General features: G+C 61.5%; 14 protein-coding genes, 1 tRNA gene and 1 pseudogene. 9 read left to right on the forward strand and 7 right to left on the reverse strand.

What is annotated here, in order from left to right; all coding sequences use genetic code 11:
• Positions 1-302 precede the first annotated feature (302 nt).
• The gene (locus tag NLK60_RS15945; RefSeq protein ID WP_254808764.1) at positions 303-1,130 is read left to right on the forward strand and encodes an endonuclease III domain-containing protein; all 828 of its coding nucleotides are present in this window, start codon (positions 303-305) and stop codon (positions 1,128-1,130) included.
• A 77-nt stretch (positions 1,131-1,207) separates the two neighbouring features.
• Here the strand turns inward: NLK60_RS15945 and NLK60_RS15950 are convergent, their stop codons facing one another.
• Positions 1,208-1,621, reverse strand: coding sequence for an EamA family transporter (locus tag NLK60_RS15950; protein WP_254808765.1), 414 nt, complete (start codon positions 1,619-1,621; stop codon positions 1,208-1,210).
• A gap of 34 nt (positions 1,622-1,655) precedes the next feature.
• Positions 1,656-3,467 (reverse strand): MutS-related protein, encoded by a 1,812-nt coding sequence (locus NLK60_RS15955; RefSeq protein WP_254810505.1) that lies wholly within the window; start codon positions 3,465-3,467, stop codon positions 1,656-1,658.
• A gap of 125 nt (positions 3,468-3,592) precedes the next feature.
• Here NLK60_RS15955 and fer point away from each other — a divergent pair, with 125 nt between their 5' ends.
• Complete coding sequence (gene fer, locus NLK60_RS15960; protein WP_254808766.1) at positions 3,593-4,219, forward strand: ferredoxin Fer; 627 nt, start codon at positions 3,593-3,595, stop codon at positions 4,217-4,219.
• Between the two features lie 205 nt (positions 4,220-4,424).
• Here fer and NLK60_RS15965 read toward each other — a convergent pair whose 3' ends face one another.
• On the reverse strand, positions 4,425-5,360 hold the full coding sequence (locus tag NLK60_RS15965) for a cell division protein CdpA domain-containing protein (protein WP_254808767.1): 936 nt from the start codon (positions 5,358-5,360) through the stop codon (positions 4,425-4,427).
• Between the two features lie 125 nt (positions 5,361-5,485).
• Between NLK60_RS15965 and NLK60_RS15970 the strand changes: the two are divergent.
• From NLK60_RS15970 to NLK60_RS15985, 4 genes and pseudogenes are all read left to right on the forward strand, one after another.
• Positions 5,486-5,767, forward strand: a pseudogene (locus tag NLK60_RS15970) (DUF5789 family protein); the annotation flags it as partial.
• 189 nt (positions 5,768-5,956) lie between these two features.
• Complete coding sequence (locus NLK60_RS15975; protein ID WP_254810506.1) at positions 5,957-6,640, forward strand: CPBP family glutamic-type intramembrane protease; 684 nt, start codon at positions 5,957-5,959, stop codon at positions 6,638-6,640.
• A gap of 210 nt (positions 6,641-6,850) precedes the next feature.
• On the forward strand, positions 6,851-7,558 hold the full coding sequence (locus tag NLK60_RS15980; RefSeq protein ID WP_254808768.1) for a CAP domain-containing protein: 708 nt from the start codon (positions 6,851-6,853) through the stop codon (positions 7,556-7,558).
• A 140-nt stretch (positions 7,559-7,698) separates the two neighbouring features.
• Positions 7,699-8,175: a DUF302 domain-containing protein gene (locus tag NLK60_RS15985; protein WP_254810507.1), complete on the forward strand. Its 477-nt coding sequence runs from the start codon at positions 7,699-7,701 to the stop codon at positions 8,173-8,175.
• Between the two features lie 104 nt (positions 8,176-8,279).
• Here the strand turns inward: NLK60_RS15985 and dnaJ are convergent, their stop codons facing one another.
• From dnaJ to dnaK, 3 genes are all read right to left on the reverse strand, one after another.
• A complete protein-coding gene (dnaJ, locus tag NLK60_RS15990; RefSeq protein ID WP_254808769.1) occupies positions 8,280-9,437 on the reverse strand; it encodes a molecular chaperone DnaJ in 1,158 nt (385 codons plus the stop codon).
• An 87-nt stretch (positions 9,438-9,524) separates the two neighbouring features.
• Positions 9,525-10,889: a nucleotide exchange factor GrpE gene (gene grpE / locus NLK60_RS15995; RefSeq protein WP_254808770.1), complete on the reverse strand. Its 1,365-nt coding sequence runs from the start codon at positions 10,887-10,889 to the stop codon at positions 9,525-9,527.
• Positions 10,890-11,065: 176 nt separating this feature from the next.
• Entirely contained in the window at positions 11,066-12,985 is a 1,920-nt protein-coding gene (dnaK, locus tag NLK60_RS16000; protein ID WP_254808771.1) for a molecular chaperone DnaK, read from the reverse strand.
• 525 nt (positions 12,986-13,510) lie between these two features.
• Between dnaK and NLK60_RS16005 the strand changes: the two genes are divergently transcribed.
• The 3 genes from NLK60_RS16005 (at position 13,511) to NLK60_RS16015 (ending at position 19,297) form a co-directional block, all read left to right on the forward strand.
• Positions 13,511-15,685 (forward strand): right-handed parallel beta-helix repeat-containing protein, encoded by a 2,175-nt coding sequence (locus NLK60_RS16005; protein ID WP_254808772.1) that lies wholly within the window; start codon positions 13,511-13,513, stop codon positions 15,683-15,685.
• A 370-nt stretch (positions 15,686-16,055) separates the two neighbouring features.
• A complete protein-coding gene (locus NLK60_RS16010; protein ID WP_254808773.1) occupies positions 16,056-17,522 on the forward strand; it encodes a flippase in 1,467 nt (488 codons plus the stop codon).
• A complete protein-coding gene (locus NLK60_RS16015) occupies positions 17,519-19,297 on the forward strand; it encodes a phosphotransferase (RefSeq protein WP_254808774.1) in 1,779 nt (592 codons plus the stop codon). Before NLK60_RS16010 ends, NLK60_RS16015 begins: the two co-directional genes overlap by 4 nt.
• 190 nt (positions 19,298-19,487) lie before the next feature.
• On the opposite strand, the gene NLK60_RS16020 is transcribed toward NLK60_RS16015, so the two are convergent.
• Positions 19,488-19,561 (reverse strand) — tRNA-Lys (locus NLK60_RS16020).
• Between the last annotated feature and the right edge of the window lie 74 nt (positions 19,562-19,635).

The raw sequence follows: 19,635 nt of genomic DNA on the forward strand, positions 1-19,635 counted from the left end.
CGGCTAGTTCGAGTGCGTACCATAAGTCCCCGGCCGAGTTAACCCACTTCGGGTGCGATGACAGCCCGGCGAACCCAGGTACGGTACATACGTTGACGGCTTCGGCCGTCCCACTCGAGGGTGGTGTCCCTCGCACGCGGAGTCGGCGTCAGTCGGCTCGGCACCTGGAGGCGCGTTGCGCTTCCCGCCCGGCACGAGGGTTAGCCAGCAGACGCGGCATGCCGCCACGGGATGATGCTGGACGTTAGTGTTCCGGGTGCCATTTTCAGTGACGTTTTGTTTGGCCACTCGAGAGTAAGGGTATGGACGAACAGCCACAAGCTGACCCCGAACCCGACGTCAACATCAGCGGCGGCGTCGCCGGTGGCGGTGAACTGGCTCCGTTCGAGACGGTCGCTATCGACACGCGAGCCGGGCGGGTCGTCGCTCGGTTGGGCGAGTTGTACTGGGAGAAAACCTACGGCGGCCGGGACGCCTTCGAGTGTCTCGTGCGGACGATTCTCAGCCAGAACACGAGCGACGTCGCGAGTCAACCGGCCCACGACGCCTTACTCGAGCGCTATGCCGACGACGAAGCGGACCTCGTGAACGCCCTCGCGGATGCCGACCACGACGAACTGGCCGAAACGATCAGCGGGGCTGGACTCTACAACCAGAAATCGAAGATGATCCGCGGTGCGGCCGCGTGGGTCAGTGAGGAGTTCGGCTCCGAGGCGGCGTTCGACGCGTTCGTCACGGACGAGGACCCGAATGAGGTGCGAGAGACGTTGCTCGAGGTTCACGGTGTCGGACCGAAAACGGCCGATTGCGTTCTCCTGTTCGCTGGCGGGCAACCGGGCGTTTTTCCGGTGGACACACACGTCCACCGCATCGCTCGTCGGCTCGGAATCGCCCCAGCGGATGCCGACCACGAAGGCGTTCGGGAAGCGCTCGAGGACGCTATTCCGCCCGAAATGTGTGGGTTTGGTCACACCGCGATGATCCAGTTCGGGCGCGAATACTGCACGGCTCGAGCGCCGGCGTGTCTCGAGGACCCCGACGCGTGCCCGATGGCAGACCTGTGTGAGCAGGTGGGCGTCTATCCGGAGACTGGCGAGTTCGTCGACCCGGCCGAGGCCCCCGAGTCGTAGTCGGTGGGGACCCGCTCGAGTGTACAGGGGGTACTGGCAGTGAGAAGCCGCTCGAGTGTGTGACCTCACGAATCCGGTCAGTTTGCGAGCAAGACGACCGCGAGGATGGCAAAGCCAATGCCGGCGGCGTTTTTCAAGGTGAGCGATTCGCCGAGTACCAGAATTCCGATGAGTGCTGCGACTACGAAATAGAGGGCGGAGATGGTAGCGACGACGCCGACCCGGCCCGCGCTCAGTCCGGTGTAGAAGGCGACAGCGCCGATGCCGGCGAAGACACCCGCACCGAGTGCGTAGGCCACACCGGTTCGCTCGAGCGCCAGCGGTTCGCCCTGTGCAGCGACGTAGCCGACGGCGATGACGACGCTTGCGGCGTACGAAAGGATCATGGCGAGTTCGGGGGCGATGGTTCGTGTCGCCTCGTTCGCGAGAACGGTCCACAGACCCCAGCCGAGCATAGCGAGGACGGCGAAGGTGATTGCGTGTTGGCTCATACCAAGTGGACTCGATAACCGAACCAATAGTTTGCTATTCGTTCCACCGGGCGTCAGCCAGCGTTCGCTGGACCACGTCGTTTCCGACGGCTTCGGCTAGCGTTTCGAAGCCGGCGCGTTCGGCACGGTCACTCGCGTTGGCAACCAGCCTCGAGACGATGAACTCCGGCGTCGAGCGACCGACGGTGCCAAACCGCGGCTGGTAATCCACCTCGAGTTCGAGGTCGGGGTTCAGACCTTCGGCGAAGATACCATCGACGCGGGCTTGGGGTGGTAACGGCTCGAGGTCGTCTGCGAGGTGGGTGACGAACACGCCGAGTGCGCCCTGGTTGACCGCTAGCTGGACGAGGCCGTGGAGCAGGTTGGCCGCGCTACCAGGTTCGGTGATTGCTTCGAACTCGTCGACGAGCATGAGCGTCTGCCCGTCAGTGGAAAGCGGTGGCACGATCGAGCGCAGCGTCGACTCGAGGACGCCGGCGTTGAAACTCGCGTGTCGACGGTGGAAGACGAGCGAATCGACGGGCGGGATTTCGGCGCGTTCGGCCGGCACCGGGAGCCCCATCGTGGCGAGCAAGACGACCTGACACAGCGTCTCGAGCAGCGTCGTCTTTCCGCCGCTGTTCGCACCCGTGAGGACGGTAATCCGTTCGTCCCCGGGGAGCGCCCACTCGTCGTTCGAGCCCGTATCATCGTCGCTGACGGGGAGGGAAAAATCTTCGTCCGACAGGGAGTGTTCGCCGAGCGTGTAGGTTATCGGCTGGACGGTTTCGTCCGCTCGAGTGGCGAGCGAGAGATTCCGGGCGTCGACGACCGAGAGTGTCGGGGCGGCTCCGTCGTCGGAACGGAACGTCGGCCGCGTGCAGTCGTACGCCAGGGCAAACCGTGCAAGCGAGAGGTGAAAGGCAATGTCGTCGACCGCGCTAATGGCGCCGTCGACTGCGCTCTCGGCGTCCTCGAGTGTCTCCTCGAGTTCCGTGCGAACCGTCGATTCGCGTTCATCCACGGCCTCGGTCAGATCCGAACGGAGGGTTCTGAGGGTCCCGCCGACGAAGTCCGTCGCATCGGTTGGGTCGCTGGGCATCGCCTCGCGCACCCGGTCGATGGTTGCCTGCGTCTCGCTTTGCAGTCGGTCTTCGAATGCGTCGCGGAAGGCACTCACGTCGCCGACTCCGTCCGAGCGGAGGTCTTCGATAATCGCCAACGCGTTGGCGTCCATGTCCTCGACGGCACCCAGCGTGGTTCGCAACCGGTCGAGTTCCTCGTCGGCACCCTCGCGAACGCGGCTGTCTTCCAGCGCACCGAGTGCCGTCGCCGCATTCTCGAGCGCGTCCGTCTCGAGTTCGGCAATCGCCGCGAACGGGCCGTCTTCGACGCCGGTGTCGAGTAGCGCGATAGCGGCTTTGACTGCTGCGTACGCGCTTCCGTCGCGGTCGTCGTACCGTTCGTACGCCTCGAGCACACGGTTCTGTTCGGCCTCCTCGAGTCGTTCCCAGGCGTCTCGAGCGGCCAGCACGTCGTCCAATCGGTCGTTCATTTCGGCCTGGGTAGACAGTGGGGTCAGCACCCTGATTCGGTCGGCGGCCCGTTCGGTGACGGCGTACTCGACGGCCAGGTCGAGCAGTTCCTTGTACGCCGCTCGAGCATCGCTCGTCGCGAGCGTATCGATGCCTTCACCGCCGATGGCTCGCCGAAGAATACGGGTCGCCCGACCCCGCGGGAGGCCCGCATCGGCGAGGGTCCGGACGTCGCCGCTTTCGATGGCCTCGATTGCTCGTTCGGTGCCCAGTTCCTCGACGAGTGTCTCCCGGGTTTTCGGTCCCACTCCCCAGTACGCCTCGAGTCGCATACCTTGCAGGTTCGAAGGCAGTACCTTGAAGCCACCGCTCGCGCTCTCGAGAACGGTTGCTGTCGAATCCGGCAGCCCTGTACGATGGAGCAACACTATTGACGACGCATCCGCTACCCTCTCGCGTGGAGTCCCCGTTCGACGTCCTGGGAATTGATACGGATGCAGACCACGACGACATCGAGCGAGCCTTCAGACGCCGTATCAAGGAGGTTCATCCAGACCAGGGTGGTTCAGTCGAGGAGTTTCGACTGGTTCACGCCGCCCGTGAGCAACTGCTCTCGAAGCACCTCGAGGGTGTCGACCCCAGCGATATCGGCGTCGACGGCAACGGAACGGAACCGGTCGCCCCGACAATCCAGTACCTGAATTTCGAAGTGTTCGAAGACTACGGCTGGTCGCTCGAGGACGAGGACCTCTTCGAAAAAGCGGCTGACGCCGACCTCGACTCGAGTGACTACGGCCGCTTCGTTGTCGACCCGTCCGAAAGCGTACTCGAGGCAGCCGAAAACCGTGGCTTCGAGTGGCCGTATGCGTGTCGCGGCGGTGCCTGTGCGAACTGTGCCGTCGCCGTTCAGGATGGGGACTTATCGACGCCGGTCAATCACGTCCTTCCCGACGAGATGGTCGACTGTGGGATTCGTCTCTCGTGTGTGGCCGAACCGACGACCGACGAATCGAACGTTATTTTCAACGTCAAGCAACTGCCGGAACTCGACGAGTTGCGATTACCGCCCCGCCCGTTCGAGTGAATAGGCGACGGGTTTCTGCTTTGCAAAAATGGTGACCCGAGAGGGGCTTTGAGTTACAGCATTCTCGTTCGAGTGTGACCTCGAGGTGCCCATTGATTGAAGGATTACCTGACGGCGGTGTTTTCATACGGTTTCCTGTCGTCTCCTCCCCGGTAATTGCCCATAGGGGTCGGCAATCGCCAGTAAAAAGTTACAGGAGACCGTCTCAGTCTCGATTTCGGTTCGGCGTCCACTCCTGACAGGCGTCCATGTCGTCCATCGTTTCATCGAAGCGTCCACAGTATGGTATGATGTTGCCGTTGGACCGGACGTAATCGAAGTGTCGGCAGTTCCCACAGTAGCGGTCGGTCGGTTCCGGCGTCTCCGGCCCGTCGACGATAGCGGCGTCATAGCCGTTACTTGTGTCGTCTAGCGGCGAACTGATGTCGTTCGTCGCCGCGCCGCCATCGCTCGCAGGGGTGGTCCTGCCGGCTGAGAGTGGACCGCCGGTGTTCGATTTCTGCCCTGTCTGTGTCCTCGAGGTTGCTTCGGCCTTGCTGGTCGGCTCACTCACGTCGTTCGTCTGGGTTTCGACGTCCCCGTCCGGCGTGTTACCGAAAAAGCCCATGCTGCTGAAGCCGCCGCTCTGTGATTCGACCTCGACGACTTTCGTCTGGTTACGCCGGGTGACGTTCATCTCGAGCATGCCACCTGGGTCGTTTCTGGTTTTGAAGTTGACGACGGCGGTGAACAGACACCACATAGCAGTAAACAGGCCGAGCAGGTAGACGACCGAGACGTGCATCGTGAGGTTGTCGCCGTGGCCACGCCAGTGCGCTGGATAGGCGTGCCAGAACAGTGCGACGCCGAGTAGACAGATACTCGTCCCGATAACGGCGGCGGCCTGAATTCGGCGGCTGGCCGGCAGCACCGTAAAGACGCCGAGTAAGGCGAGTGGAACGCCGGTTCCAGAGAGAACTCCGGCCCAGAGGACGGGGCCGTACTGATCGGCGAACGCACTCGAGAACAGATCGGTCGTCGCAACGAGAACGGCGACGACGGACAGTATCGCCCCCACGGCGACGAGTGCCGTTCCGGCGTACAGCCGCCGGAGGCTCGCCCCCTTTGCCGTGCCATCGTATACCTCCGTCAGGCTGGTCATACGCGACATAAAGGGCTCATTCCACAAAACGATACGTCAGACATTGTATCGAAATTTGATACGTATGTGGCGAGGGAGGCGGAGGAAACGAAAGCTTGAATCGATGGGCTCCCAAACCACCCGCTATGAGTGACGATGCAGACGACGCAGGCCCTGTCGTCGAACTTGGCGAGAAAACGCCCGTCGAGGGGGCACCACTGGCTCGAGTGACTGCTCGACTTCACTGGCCAATCGAAAAAAGTGAGATCGACCGACACGAAGGCGAAAGTACGATTCGGACTCCGGCGGGCCCACGGACGGTTTCGGCTATCCTCGAGGAGATCGACGAAACCTACTTCCAGCGTCGCCAGGAGTTCGAATCACACGTTCGCGACGCCATCGGGACTGGGCCAGTCGACGCGGACGACGGTCCGGACGAAACCGTGACAGGGACCGATGACGGTGATGATGCGGACGTCGAAGTGGTGACTGGCGAAGACGATACCGACGCTTCAGCGGGTGACGTAGCTGACGAGAGCGACGATACCGACACTGAGACGGACGAGTAAGGACTCGTGGCACGGGGAGACAGCACTCACTCGAGTCCGCTCGAGGGAATTTACGACGCGCTTTCGACGCTGTCCGATGTGTTGACGGACACGACCTGGTTTCAACGCTCGTTACTGGTCGGTGCCGTGTTGACCGTGATCTGGATGACAGCCGTTCCAACCGATCTCGGACGCCGGACGGTGTTCGACACCGTGGTCCTTATTGGTGGGCCGCTTGCACTGGGGGTGACACACGGTCGCCACATCGGCTGGACGGTCAATCGGGTCGCCGTTCGTAATGGTCTCTTGCTCGCGATGTTCGTCTTGCCGTTTTATCTGATCGGGTCGACGTTGCCGACGATCAGGGAGTACTACCCGATGTGGCAGACGACGCTAGCGTTTGGGGAGTTTATCCCGCACGCGTTACAGCTGTTTATCTTGGCGCTGGCTGCCGAAACGTACTACCGGGGCCTGCTCTGTGTCGGCGTCAAAGAAATCGGTTTCAAAGCGGTGTTCATTAGCCCCATCGTTTACATGATTCATCACGCCGGTAAACCCCCGATCGAATTTCTCCTGTCGGGCCCGACGGACGTCCTCTTCGGCGCCGTCGACTATCACTCGAACTCGATTTTACCCTCCGTAATCGCACACGGAGCCGGCCTCGTCTTGCTCGATTGGCTCGTCCTGCGAGAACCGCTGTTCGACCCAACGGCTGGACTGCGTGCCCTCGAGTGGTTGCCAATCCCGCTGTAGCGGTGGGGGGATGTCTCTCCTCGAGTAATCCACACGTACTCCAGCTGTTGTGCCGTCCTTCCCTGGCTGACTGGGTCGTTACTTATCGTCGAGCAGGTCCTGTGTCCTTCTCGTGTTTCCCACCTCTCCACTGGCCGTCGTTCCATCGCGCGTCGTGACTCGCGTCAGTCCGAACAACACAACCGCCGAAGCCGAGTCGATATAGGACACATGCTTGGACGAATTGTGGCCGTTTTCGTTCGGACTGTGATTGCCGTCGCACTCCTTTCTGCTATCCTCTCGCTTGCCGTTACGTCCGGAGCAATCGATGTCGGACTCGGGGACGGTGAGCAAATCGATACTCCACATCCGCTGCCGGACTGGCCGTTCAACTGGGATATCGTCATCGAGAATGAGTCGAGCGAAGTCGGTAGTCCGGCACAACTAGATGATGATACAGCGGTCGGGGAGCCAGTTACCGACGATCCTGGCACTTCGAGCGTCGGCCCTGCCGGCTCGGTCACCTCCGACGCGGTAGAAGTGGCAATCCACGAGCGTATCAACGAAATTCGAACCGAAGCCGGACTCTCTTCGCTCGAGCACGACGACGAGATAGCGAACATTGCTCGAACCTACAGCCACGACATGGCCGAACGGGACTTCTTCGCACACGTGAGCCCTGAGGGTGAACGACCGGCTGACCGATTCGGCGACCTGTTTCCCAACTCGTGTCGAGCTATCGGTGAAAACCTCGCCGTCTTCAACACGGTTGGTACCACCGATGCGGAGACGCTGGCTGAGCGCATCGTCGACGGCTGGATGGAGTCGCCCGGACATCGGGACAATATCCTTACCGAGTCGTGGGATAGACAGGGGATCGGCGTCTACGCCGACGACTCGAGGGTGTACGCGACACAGAAATTCTGTGACAGTCGATAGTGTTCTGTGAAAGTTGGTAGCGTTCTGTAACCGTTAGTGGCGTGTCTTCGATGCAGTTTCTCCTGCTCGAGAACGGTTCCGGTCGACAGTCCCTCGAGCGAACCCAACTGTGTTTGTACCGTCGGGACGTACACCACGGTATGACGCTTCCATTCGACCCGGCAGCGATCGACCCGTCCGACATCGGCGAAAAACAGGTCGTCCTGGAGCAATCCCACGAGGACGCGATCGAAACGGTTCGAACCGCCTGCGTCGACTGTGGGTTTGGGATTCCCGTCGAGTTCTCTCCCTCGGAACTGCTCAACGAGAAGGTCGACGCCGACCGCGACCCCTACTACGTCCTCGGTGCGTGTAATCCGGCCGTCGCCGACCGCGCGCTCGATGAGACGCTAAAAATCGGTGGTCTCTTTCCGTGTAACATGGTCGTCTGGGAGGAGGCTCCCGGTCGACAGCACGTCTATCACCTGTCGATTATGCGTATCGCACACGCACTGGGTATCGCGCCCGACTCCGCGGAGTGGGACGGCATCCTCGAGACGACTGGCGAACTCACCGAACAGGCGTTCGCATCGCTCGAGGCACACGAGGACGCCGTGTCCGTGACTGAGGACACGTAGGAACGAACTGGCTCGCTTTTGCAGCACTCAAACCTCAACGTTTCCGACGACTGAAACCGATTGTTGTTATCCGGTTTCACTACCAGTCGACGGTTGGAAGGGCACTAGAACGTCCGTTTGATTTTATCGAAGAAGCCCTCGCTGACGTCGATCTCTTCGCCGCCAGCCTCGGCGAACGCCTCGAGGGCCTCGCGCTGTTCGTCGTTGAGCGATTCGGGCGTGACGATCTGCACGCGGACGAACAGGTCACCCTGTCCGTACCGTCGCAGGCGGGGCATGCCTTTCCCCTCGAGGCGGAACTGCTCGCCGCTCTGGGTCGCACGTGGAATCTCGAACGCAACGGAGCCGTCGAGGGTCGGCACCTGGACGGTGTCTCCGAACGTGGCCTGGGGGAACGAAATCGGTAGCTTGTAGTACAGATTGTCGCCGTCACGTTCGAACTCGGGGTGGTCGGCGATCGATATATCGATCAGGAGATCGCCGTGGGGGCCGCCGTTCGGACTCGGTGCCCCTTCGCCTTCCATACGCAGCGTCTGGCCGTCGGCAATGCCTTCGGGGACGTCAACGGTTAGTGAGGCCTCGTTACGAACGTAGCCTTCGCCGCGACAATCGTCACAGGTTTCGGAGTAGATGGTCCCTTCGCCCTCACAGCGTGGACAGGTCGTCGTCTGCTGGACGCGCCCCAGCGGCGTCTGCTGGACTTGCGTCACCTGGCCGCGGCCCTGACATTCACTACAGGTCGTGGCATCAGCCTCCGGGGGATGTCCTGCACCATCGCAGGTCTCACACTCCTCTGGCCGCTCGACGCTGAACTGTTTGGTCACTCCCTCGTAGGCTTCCTCGAGGTCGATCTCGAGGGTCGTTCGCAGATCGCGCCCTTTCCGTGGCCGGTTACGTCCGCGTCCGCGACCTCCGCCGAAGACCTGTTCGAAGATGTCACCAAGGCCACCGCCCATGCCGCCCATGCCGCCGAACGGGTCGCCGCCAGCGCCGCCGAACGGGCCCTGCCCACTACCGGCGTCGAAGCCGTGCTTTTCGGCCTGCTCGAAGCGGTCGTGGCCCATCCGATCGTAGGCCGACCGCTTGTCCTCGTCGGTCAGGACCTGCTTGGCTTTCTGTATCTTCTTGAACTTCTCCTCGGCGTCCGGATCGTCGCTGACGTCCGGATGGTACTCCGTCGCCTTCTTCCGGTAGGCCTTTTTGATTTCCTCGGCGGAAGCGTCCTGGCTCACGCCGAGCACGTCGTAGAAGTCCTCGCTCATTAGTTGTGCACCGGTAACGCGTTGAGACACTTGAAACGACCGTTCCGTCTCGAGGCACACCGTGTGCCGATCAGACACACGAACTGTTCACGCTTCCTGACTCACGCTCACTCGAGCCGGCCGAATAACCCGGTCATCGAGTTCGTAGCCGCGCGTGTAGACCGAACTGACCGTACCCGCCGGCTGGTCCCCCTCGACCCGGTGCATCACCTCGTGACGGTGTGGGTCGACGGGCGTTCCCGGCTCGGGGTCGATTCGACTCACGCCTTCGTCCTCGAGAATTCGGTCGAATCGGCGCAACGTGAGTTCGACACCCTCTTTCACTCCTGCCCCGTCGTCACTGTCCGCTTCGACGGCTCGCTCGAGGTCCTCACGAACCTCGACGAAGCGCTCGAGGAGACTCGCCGCCGCCTGTTTGTCCCGCCGTTCTTGTCGCGTTTCGACACGGTCTTTGTACGCCCGAAACTCCGCTTGCGTGGATTCCAGTGCCGACTCGAGGGCTTCGATTCGGGACTCGTACGCCTCGAGCGTCGACTCGGCTGGCTCTTTCGTGGCACGCTCATCGGCAGGGCGCTCGTTCGCTAGCGGGCCACCATCGTCCGATTCGACTGCGAGGTTACCGTCTCGCTCGGTGCTCGTGTCGGATGCTCGAGTCTGCGCCCGTGGGCCTCCCCGTCTACCAGTGGGCGGTCCAGGAGTGTCCCGGTCCGGGTCGATTGCCGCCTCCTCCGAGCTAGTTTTCCCCTCGTCCGGGTCAGCTACCCCGTTACTCTGAGACGGTGACCGACCCGTTGTATCGTCCTCGAGTACGATCGTGACGTACAGATCCCCGCGCTCGTCGCCGTCGAGGGCCGGCATTCCTTTCCCTTCGAACCGGAACCGGTCACCGGTTTCGGTTCCGGGGGGTACCTCGAACTGGACGTCGCCATCGAGCGTTTCGATTTCGATCGTCTCTCCCGCTCGGGCCCGTCCTGGCGCAACCGCGTGTTCACAGGAAAGGTCGGTGCCGGTGCGGTCGTAGCGTTCGTGTGGCTCGATTGTAACCTCGAGAATCGCAATCGGTTGCTGATCTGCACCTGCGGTCACTCGCAATCCCTGTCCGTCTTCGATTCCGGGCGGTACATCGACGGACACCGCAGTTTCCTGCCAGCGGGTACCATCACCGTCACAGATTGCACACTGGCTGGCCGAAACCGTCCCGCTTCCTTCACAGCGGGGACAGCGCCTCGAGCCAGGGCGACCGATGGACGCCCGACTGTCTCGAGCGACCCGCCCGCGGCCACGACACTGTGGACATCGCGTTGTCCGCCCCGTTCGCCCCGTCCCCGAACAGGCCCGACACCGCGTGGGCTGTTCGACCGAAAGCTCACGCTCGAGGCCCGAGAACGCCTCCTCGAGCGTGAGTTCGATCGGAATTCGTCGAATGCTGTCGTCAGGTTGGTTCGTCGGCATCTCTCTCGGGTGGTCGTCCGCTCGAGGGATCGAACGATCGGCCTCGAAGACGAGTATGCGTCAACACTGGGTAAAATCGGTTACTGTGCGTTCGGCGTCAGATTCCACCGTTGGCTCGCACACTCGTGGGGACCACGGGTCGTGTTCGGGAACCGGTACGGTGGCTGGATATCGCGTTAGTTTTCGTCGTCTTCGGGATCGACGTCCTCGAAGTCGGCGTCGACGAACTCCTCGCCGTCGTCGTCGCCCGCTGGGCCGCCTGGACCTGGGTTTGGTCCGCCACCCATGCCGGCACCAGCTGCGCCGCCGGGTCCTGCACCGCCGGGTCCTGCGCCACCGGCCTCGGCCGCCGCGGCCTCCTGGTAGATCTGTTTGCCGATCTCCTGAAGTTCGTTGCTCAACTCTTTCGTCGCGGCTTCGATTGCTTCCGCGTCGGCGTCCGAGTCGTCGATAGTCGCCTCGAGTTCGTCGACGGCAGCCTCGATGTTGTCACGAAGTTCGTCGTCGACGTCGTCGTTCTCCTCGAGGAGGGTTTCGGCTCGTTGGATCGTCGCTTCGGCCGTGTTGCGTGCCTCGATGCGGTCACGGCGCTGTTTGTCCTCTTCGGCGTGTTCTTCGGCTTCGCGCTGCATCCGCTCGATTTCGGCGTCGGAGAGGCCAGCGCCACCCTCGATAGTGATCTCCTCGCTGGTGCCGGTGCCTTTGTCCTCGGCACTGACGTTGACGATCCCGTTCTCGTCGATAGAGAAGGTGACTTCGATCTGTGGCGTTCCGGCCGGCGCCGGCGGGATGCCCGTCAGGTGGAACTCACCGAGCTGTTCGTTCTTGTTCGCGAGTTCGCGCTCACCCTGGAAGACCCGTACCTGCACGGAGGTCTGGTTGTCCGCAGCGGTGGTGAAGATTTTCGACTCCTCGGTTGGAATCGTCGTGTTCTTTTCGATAAGGCGCTCGAACAGGCCGCCTTTGACCTCGATACCGAGGCTGAGCGGCGTGACGTCGAGCAAGACGATGTCGTCGACTTCGCCGCCGAGGACACCGCCCTGAATTGCTGCGCCCAGTGCGACAGCCTCGTCGGGATTGACGTTCTTCTGTGGGGCTTCACCGATGAGCTCTTCGACCTTCTCGGTTACCTGTGGCATCCGGGTCGAGCCACCGACCAGAATAACCTCGTCGATATCGTCTTTCCCGTAGCCCGCGTCCTCGAGTGCCTGCTCGGTTGGCTCGACGGTTCGCTCGATCAGATCCGCCGTGAGTGATTCGAACTTCGCGCGTGTGAGTGACTCCTCGAGGTGGATCGGACCGTCGTCGGTCGCCGTAATGAACGGCAGGTTGATCTCGGTCTCCTTGCGGCTCGAGAGTTCGATCTTGGCTTCCTCGGCGGCGTCTTTCAGCCGCTGGAGGGCCTGTCGATCCTCACGCAGGTCCATGCCGTGTTCGTTCTCGAACTCGTCTGCCAGCCAGTCGATGATCGCGTGGTCCCAGTCGTCGCCACCGAGGTCGTTGTCCCCGTTGGTCGCGACAACCTCGTAGACGCCCCCACCCAGGTCGAGGATGGAAACGTCGAACGTACCGCCACCGAGGTCGTAGACGAGTACGGTCTGATCGGAATCGTCGTCGAGGCCGTACGCCATCGACGCGGCCGTTGGCTCGTTGATGATCCGCTCGACTTCGAAGCCGGCGATTTCGCCGGCGTCTTTGGTCGCCTGGCGCTGTTTGTCCGAGAAGTACGCCGGGACCGTAATGACGGCCTTCTCGACGTCGTCGCCGAGATACTCTTCGGCGTCGCGTTTGATCTTCTGGAGGATCATCGCCGAAATCTGCTGGGGTGTGTACTCCTCACCCTCGATATCGACGGTGTAGCCGTCCTCGCCCATGTGGCGTTTGATCGAGGCGATCGTCTTTTCGGGGTTCTGGATCGCCTGATTCTTCGCCGGTTTGCCGACGAGTCGCTCGTCGTCGTCCGTGAAGGCGACGACAGAGGGTGTCGTGCGGTCTCCTTCGCCGTTGACGATAATCTCTGGATCACCGCCTTCCATAACCGCGAAGGCGCTGTTCGTCGTCCCAAGGTCGATTCCGAGAATCTTGTTACTCGCCATCTACTCCACTATTGTGCGCACTTTGTTTTAAAGGTTACTACACGGAGCGAGGTGACGAATATAATTCACATTCCCCGACCTGTGAGGGAAACGTGTGGCGAACATGGCTTATGATTTTAGCTCCATAACACTGGTATAAACGATCTGTGGCATTGTAATACTATTATCGAAGTGAGTTGCTATTAATAATGGATCTTGAATGTCCGGCTGTATGGAGTGACTACCGGGCAAAACAGTCAGTTGAATCGGGTCAATTTGTTCGTTCAGCGCGCGAACGATTCTGACAGATCGTTTTCTCCGGACAATCACGATTGAATAGAGAGTCAGGAAAAACGGTGTGAACCTTCACGACTTCCGATAGAGGTCGCGCGAGTTCGTCGCAGTCTTCGTATTCGTGTGTGACAGGGTCTATAGGAATGTCGCTTAATTAATTATACAAATGTACAGCATTATTTGAAAGTCACAGAAAAGAGCCGATCTCTGCACGAGAAAGTTTATATCTGATTAGTTAGCTCCCCGGACTGTATGGCACGCGATACTCCGGTTAGCGATCGATTACCGACTCGTACGGACGAACACACGAGCGAACGCTTGCACCGACGTTCAGTCCTGAAATACGCCGGCACAGCAGTGGGTCTCTTTGCGGGCGCAGGCACAGCAACAGCGACTGCCGACCTCGACGATGCAGTAAACATCGTCGACGCTGGTGCTGACCCGACTGGTTCGACCACGATCAACAGCGTCCTCGAGTCCGTCCACGATGACGGTGAAACGGTTTACTTCCCACCCGGCGAATACCGACTCGACCCGTTTCGAGACGGTGCGAACAATTGGTCGTGGATCGGTGAGGACGCGACCATCGTCGTCCCGAGGCACGTCACCAGTCGATATCTCCACTTCACCGGACGTGGGTGGTCGATCGATGGTATCGATGTCGACCTCTCCGCGAACGGTGCCGCCCCGACTAACTTCTTCCACGGCGGGGACTGGGCCGTTCGGAACCTCGAGTTTATCGGCCAGATGAGTGACCCTGGCGAGCGCGGGGGGTCGAGCCTCCTCTATCTGGATGCAGACCGTGGCACTACCGGTCTACTCGAGAACGTCCGGGCGATGGATGGCTCGGCCGACCCGGATAGCTCCTCGAACCGCGGCGGACTCCGCATCGTCGGCTCCGAAGGTGATATTACCCTCAGAAACGTGGCCGTTTCCGGCTTTGCGAACAATTCGATGTACTTCCACAATATGCCGGCGCACCTGACGATAGACTCGTGTTACCTCGAGGATACGAACACAGGGCTGCGAATCGGTGGCAACACGACGGTTCGAAACACGGTCTTCAACCAGTCACGCGCCCCGCGGGCACGATGGTCCGGCGGTCGCGCTGCCCGCGGCATCTGGATCAATTCAAACGGCTCGACGAGCGGTGACATCACCATCGAAGGCTGTGAGTTCGTGATGGGCGAACCGGCCGGTGCCCACGCGATTTACACGTCGAACGCTCACGAGGGCATCACGATTCGTGACTGTCGCATCCGGCAAGATCGGAACTTCTTCGCGATCCAACTTGATGAAGGTGGCTCCGGACACACGATCATCGAGAACGTTTCGATTACCGGTGACGCAAATCGCGCAGGGATTTATTTGCGTGGCCGGAGCGGTGCCCGCTTTCGAAACCTCTGTCTACAAAAAGCGGGTGACGGCGTTCGCATCCGTAGCTCGAGCAACGTCCGTCTCGAGAACTCGACGATCAACGTCGACGGCACGACGATCAGCGGCAGTCCATCGACCAGCGGGATTTCGACCAGCGGCACCTGCCCGGTCCCCGACGGCGACTGGAAACCATCGGAAGCTTCCGAAGAAGACGTCGACGACTCGGGAGCGTCAAACGACGATGGGCCGCGCGAGAACGAAACCGTCCTCCGTCTCGAGGGCGAGTGTGACTACCGAATCGGGGTCACGGGCGACATCCGGCCTGCTCCCGAAATCGCTCAGTGGGTCACCGAGGGCGAGCAGTACAGTGATGGTGAAGCCGACTGGTATCTCACGGGATCGTGGACAGAGTGGTACTTCACCGGGGACCTCGAGACGTTTGACGTGGATTCGACGGCCGACCTTCGTGTCTATCTCGACGGCGAAGAAGTCGATCCTGACACACTCACGAACCCGGCCGACGACGGGCCCGCGGAATCGACCATCAGGCTCGAGGGCGCGTGCGACTACCGAATCGGCGTCACAGGCGACATTCGCCCACACGACGACCTGGCACAGTACGTGACCGAAGGCGAGCAGTACGGCGATGGCGAGGTAGACTGGTACCTAACCGGTTCGTGGACCGAGTGGCACTTCACCGGCGACATCGAGACGTTCGAGGTGGACTCGACTGCCGACCTCCGCGTCTTCATCGACGGTTCGGCAGTCGAACCCGGCGACGTCGTCACCGAGGCCCAGGAGTCGACGATTCGGCTCGAGGGGACCACGGATTACCACATCGAAGTCAGCGGCGACATCCGGCCCGCTCCAGAAATCGCACAGTGGGTCTCCGAAGGCGAGCAGTACGGTGACGGCGAGGCCGACTGGTATCTCACGGGATCGTGGACGGAGTGGCACTTCACCGGCGACATCGAGACGTTCGAGGTGGACTCGACCGACGACCTGACCGTCTCCGTCGACGGCATCGAGGTCAACACGAGTCGACTCTAATACCCACCAACCGTCGACTACCGAGTGAACTCACGCGGACGCGTTCGGTGTCACTCACGGGTGCACGACTGGGGGTTTAAACGGGTGCAGGTCTAGGGAGCGGTTCCCAACGGCCCCACGCGGGCGTCCCGTGGTGTTTGTCGGCCCCATCGAGTGAATGGTCCGCGCACCCTCGAGTCGAACGGACCATGCACGAGGTGGGCTCACCAGAGGTAGGCCCCCAATTCTACGAATTGGGTGTCGGGAAATCCTCCCATAACAATGCCCGGATAGCTGGTGCGCTCGCCCATGGACTACCAAGCGGGGAACTGGAGGCGAGAGCGACCGGATACCGAGACGGTGTCACTCGAGTCTGCACACCGCCACTGATATGCCGAGCACACTGGGCTCGCGTTTCACGGCCGAGTTTTCCGGGCAACTCGTCGCGACCATCGCCGGTGGATTGCTCACCGTTTTGCTCGCACGATTGCTCGGCCCCGAGGAATACGGGCTGTTGTTCCTCGCAATCGCCGTCTTCGCTGCGGTTGGGATTCTTGCCAAACTCGGCATCGCCAAATCAGGTGCCAGATACGTCGCCGAGTACAAAGAGAAGGCCCCGGAGCAGGTTCCACACATTCTCCGGGTGACGCTCTGGTACAATCTGCTCGCGGTCACCATCGTCGCCATCGCGTTCCTCGGCGGCCACGATTACCTGGCATCGATACTGGACGAGCCAGCCCTGGCTCCGTTTTTATTACTTGGCGTGTTCTACGTCTTCCTCGAGGCGGCGAAGACCTACGTTCGCCTGTTGCTCCAGGGTTTCGAGGCCATCGAACTCTCGGCAACCCTGCACGCGCTCGACCGAGCGAGTCGACTCTTTTTTGCAACTGGATTCGTCCTCCTCGGCTTCGGTGCACTCGGTGCGCTCGTGGGGTATCTGCTCAGCTTCGCACTCGCGTCGGCTATCGGCCTCGGGTATCTCTACCTGTACCAGTATCGGCCCCACCGAACCGAAACCGGTATCGAGGCGGGACTGCGACGTCGTATCGGTGCTTACACCCTCCCGCTGACGGCCACCAGTACCGCAAACACGCTCGATAAAAAAGTCGACACGATTCTCGTCGGCTTCTTTCTCTCGCCCGTCGCCGTCTCCTACTACGTCCTCAGCAAACAGATCGTCCAGTTCGTCGAAACCCCGATGTCCGCTCTCGGCTTTACCATCTCGCCGACGTTTGCCGCCGAAAAGGCGAGCGACAACCTCGAGCGGGCGGCCAGCATCTACGAAACCTCCCTCGTCCACGCACTGTTATTGTATATCCCGATCGGGGCTGGCGTCGTCTTGGTCGCCGAGCCGACGATAACGTTGCTCGTCGGTTCGGCATATCTTGGCGCAGCACCCGTCTTGCAGGTTCTCTCGGTGTACGCGATACTGCAGGCTGTGACGAATATCACCAGCAACGGCCTCGATTACCTCGGCCGCGCACGCGCTCGGGCCATCGTCAAAGGGTCGACCGCGGTCTTGAACGTGGTCCTGACGATCGCGTTGATTCCGGCCCTTGGTGTGGTTGGTGCGGCACTGGCAACGGTAATCACCTACTCGATGTACACGGCTGCAAACGTCTACATCATCCATCAGGAGTTCGGCCTTCGACTGGGCTATCTCGCTCGTAGGCTCGTCCAGATCGCTCTCATCACTGGTGCCATGGCACTGGCCGTCGCCAGCGTCACCCGCTACATCACCGGCATCGTCTCGCTCGCGCTCGTCATCGGCCTCGGCGTCTTCGTCTGGGCTGTCCTCGCCGTCGCGAGCGGCCTTCTCGATCTGACTGAACTTCGCTCGACGTTCCAATACGCATGACACGAAACACCATCGATCCGGCCCGCTCGAGCCCCCCGAAACCACCCGGCGTGTCGGTTCCCTCGGGTCAGTGCCGATCGCGCTCCTCGAGTCCTTCTTCACCACACCCCGGAACCAAGCGAAACGGCTGGCTCGCGCTTTTCGGGCACGAACTCGAGGGTCCGTATCTGACTCTCGGGCCGGATGCCCTGCGCTGTGCTCGGGCACTCGAGGTCTACACGACGGCGAGCGGTGAGCCGATTTTCGTCCAGGTGTCGAATCAGGACGCCCTCGAGACACTCCACGCGACCCGAATTTCGCCGCTGTTGGGGATTGACCGACGACCCCCTCTCGAAACGGACGCGGTTGGAACCGTGGTCGCCGACTGGAGTGAGCGTACTCCGTCGACCATCAGCGACAGTCTCGAGTCCATCCGAGATACGCTCAGGACGGACGGAACGCTCGTTTTCACCGCCGATGGGCCAACGGGGCCCCTGCTCCGGACGCTGCGTGAGAGCCAACAAGAGAACTGCGCACGTTCACGATCGATTGCAGCCGCCGTCGGGTCGACGGTCGGTCGCTACCGAACGCTGGCCGAACGGGCCGGCTTCGAAACCGTGGACATCTACGCGTTTGTCCCCGACGCGGCCACGCCGTCGTACCTGTTTCCGGTTGGCGACGAGGGGACGATCGTCCGGCTGCTGGAGTTCATTTTTGCCGAACTCGAGTATGGTCGCACGCTCGGTGAAACTTCCCTGTCGATCGTGTCACGAGCGGGACCCACGCGCGCTCTACTTGCAGCCCTCTGTGAACGACTCGTTCCGTCGTTGCTCGTCGTCTGCTCGAACACCCCTCGTGCGGAACGGATCTGCGGACAACCTGTCCTCGAGGACTGTCGCCCGCTTGTGCTCCCCGGTCGGTCACGCTCGGTCGTCCTCGAAATCGCCAGCGACGACCGGGTCATCGAACGGGTCTGGAAAGTTCCCAACTGCCCACAGAACGCCCCGCTCACCGCTCGAGAGCACGCGCTACTCTCCTGGCTCCGAGCACCAGAACATGGCTTTTCCCGTCGCGAGACGCTTCCCGCCGGTAGGGCCGTCGAGACGGCGGTTGGGACTGCCAGAATGGAGGTGCCGACGCAAGGAACAGCCCTTAGCGAGCGCCTCGAGGGGGACCCCGACTCGTTCGAAGCCGTCCTCGAGACGGGGCTGGAGTGGCTCCTCGCGTTTCAGCAAACGTTTCGAAGCGAGCGCTTCGAACCCTCGCCCCAGATGGTTCGTGACGAACTGACCTTCGAACCGACGGGGCTCGAGCCACCGCCACTATCCGCTTCCGTCCCGACGTTCACCACGCCCGTTCACGGCGATTTCATGCCGAGTAACGTCCACGTCGACGACGAGGGAACCGTCACCGGCGTCATCGACTGGGAGTACGGCGCCGCCGACGGCTGTCCAATCGTCGACGCCGGACTCTTCTTGCTGGATACGGCCAAACGGGTTTTTGGCGGCTATCCCGCCGCTCTCGAGGCACTATCTCCCTCGCTCGAGCGAGACGCCCTTTCGACGCCGGAATCCGAACTCGAGCCCTATCGCGACGCTGCCCAGCGGTATCTGGCTGCTTACTGTCGCACACTCGAGATACCACCTCGGACCATCTCGGTGTATCTACCAGCCATCTACCTCCATCGGCTTCGGATCGACTGGCACTATCAGACGACGATCGTCCACGACGAGACGCTTGCGGCCCGCTCGCGATTTGTCGAGCGATTGTACGAGGCTAGGCTCGGACTCGAGTAGTGGGTCCCCTTCGTTCGGGGTCGTTTCACTCCTCGAGAGTTTCCTCGTGGCAAAAACGGGCCGGGCGCGATTGTGAACTACGCCGAGACGTTCCTGCTCGCCTCACTCCGTTCGGCTCCGCGGGCTGCGACTCGTCTAGTTCAAATCGCTCTAGCCGCTTTGCTCCTCGCGTAATTGCTCGGAGCAAAAGCGGGCCGGGCGCGATTTGAACACGCGACCGTCTGATTAAGAGTCAGACGCTCTGCCTAACTGAGCTACCGGCCCTGTACCCCGGACTTTTTGCCCGCCGGTAAAATAGGTTTCCTTTACCCGGCACTGTATCACGGGTTCCGACCGCT

Origin of the sequence: Natronosalvus amylolyticus, from assembly GCF_024298845.1 — an archaeon.
Classification (GTDB): domain Archaea; phylum Halobacteriota; class Halobacteria; order Halobacteriales; family Natrialbaceae; genus Natronosalvus; species Natronosalvus amylolyticus.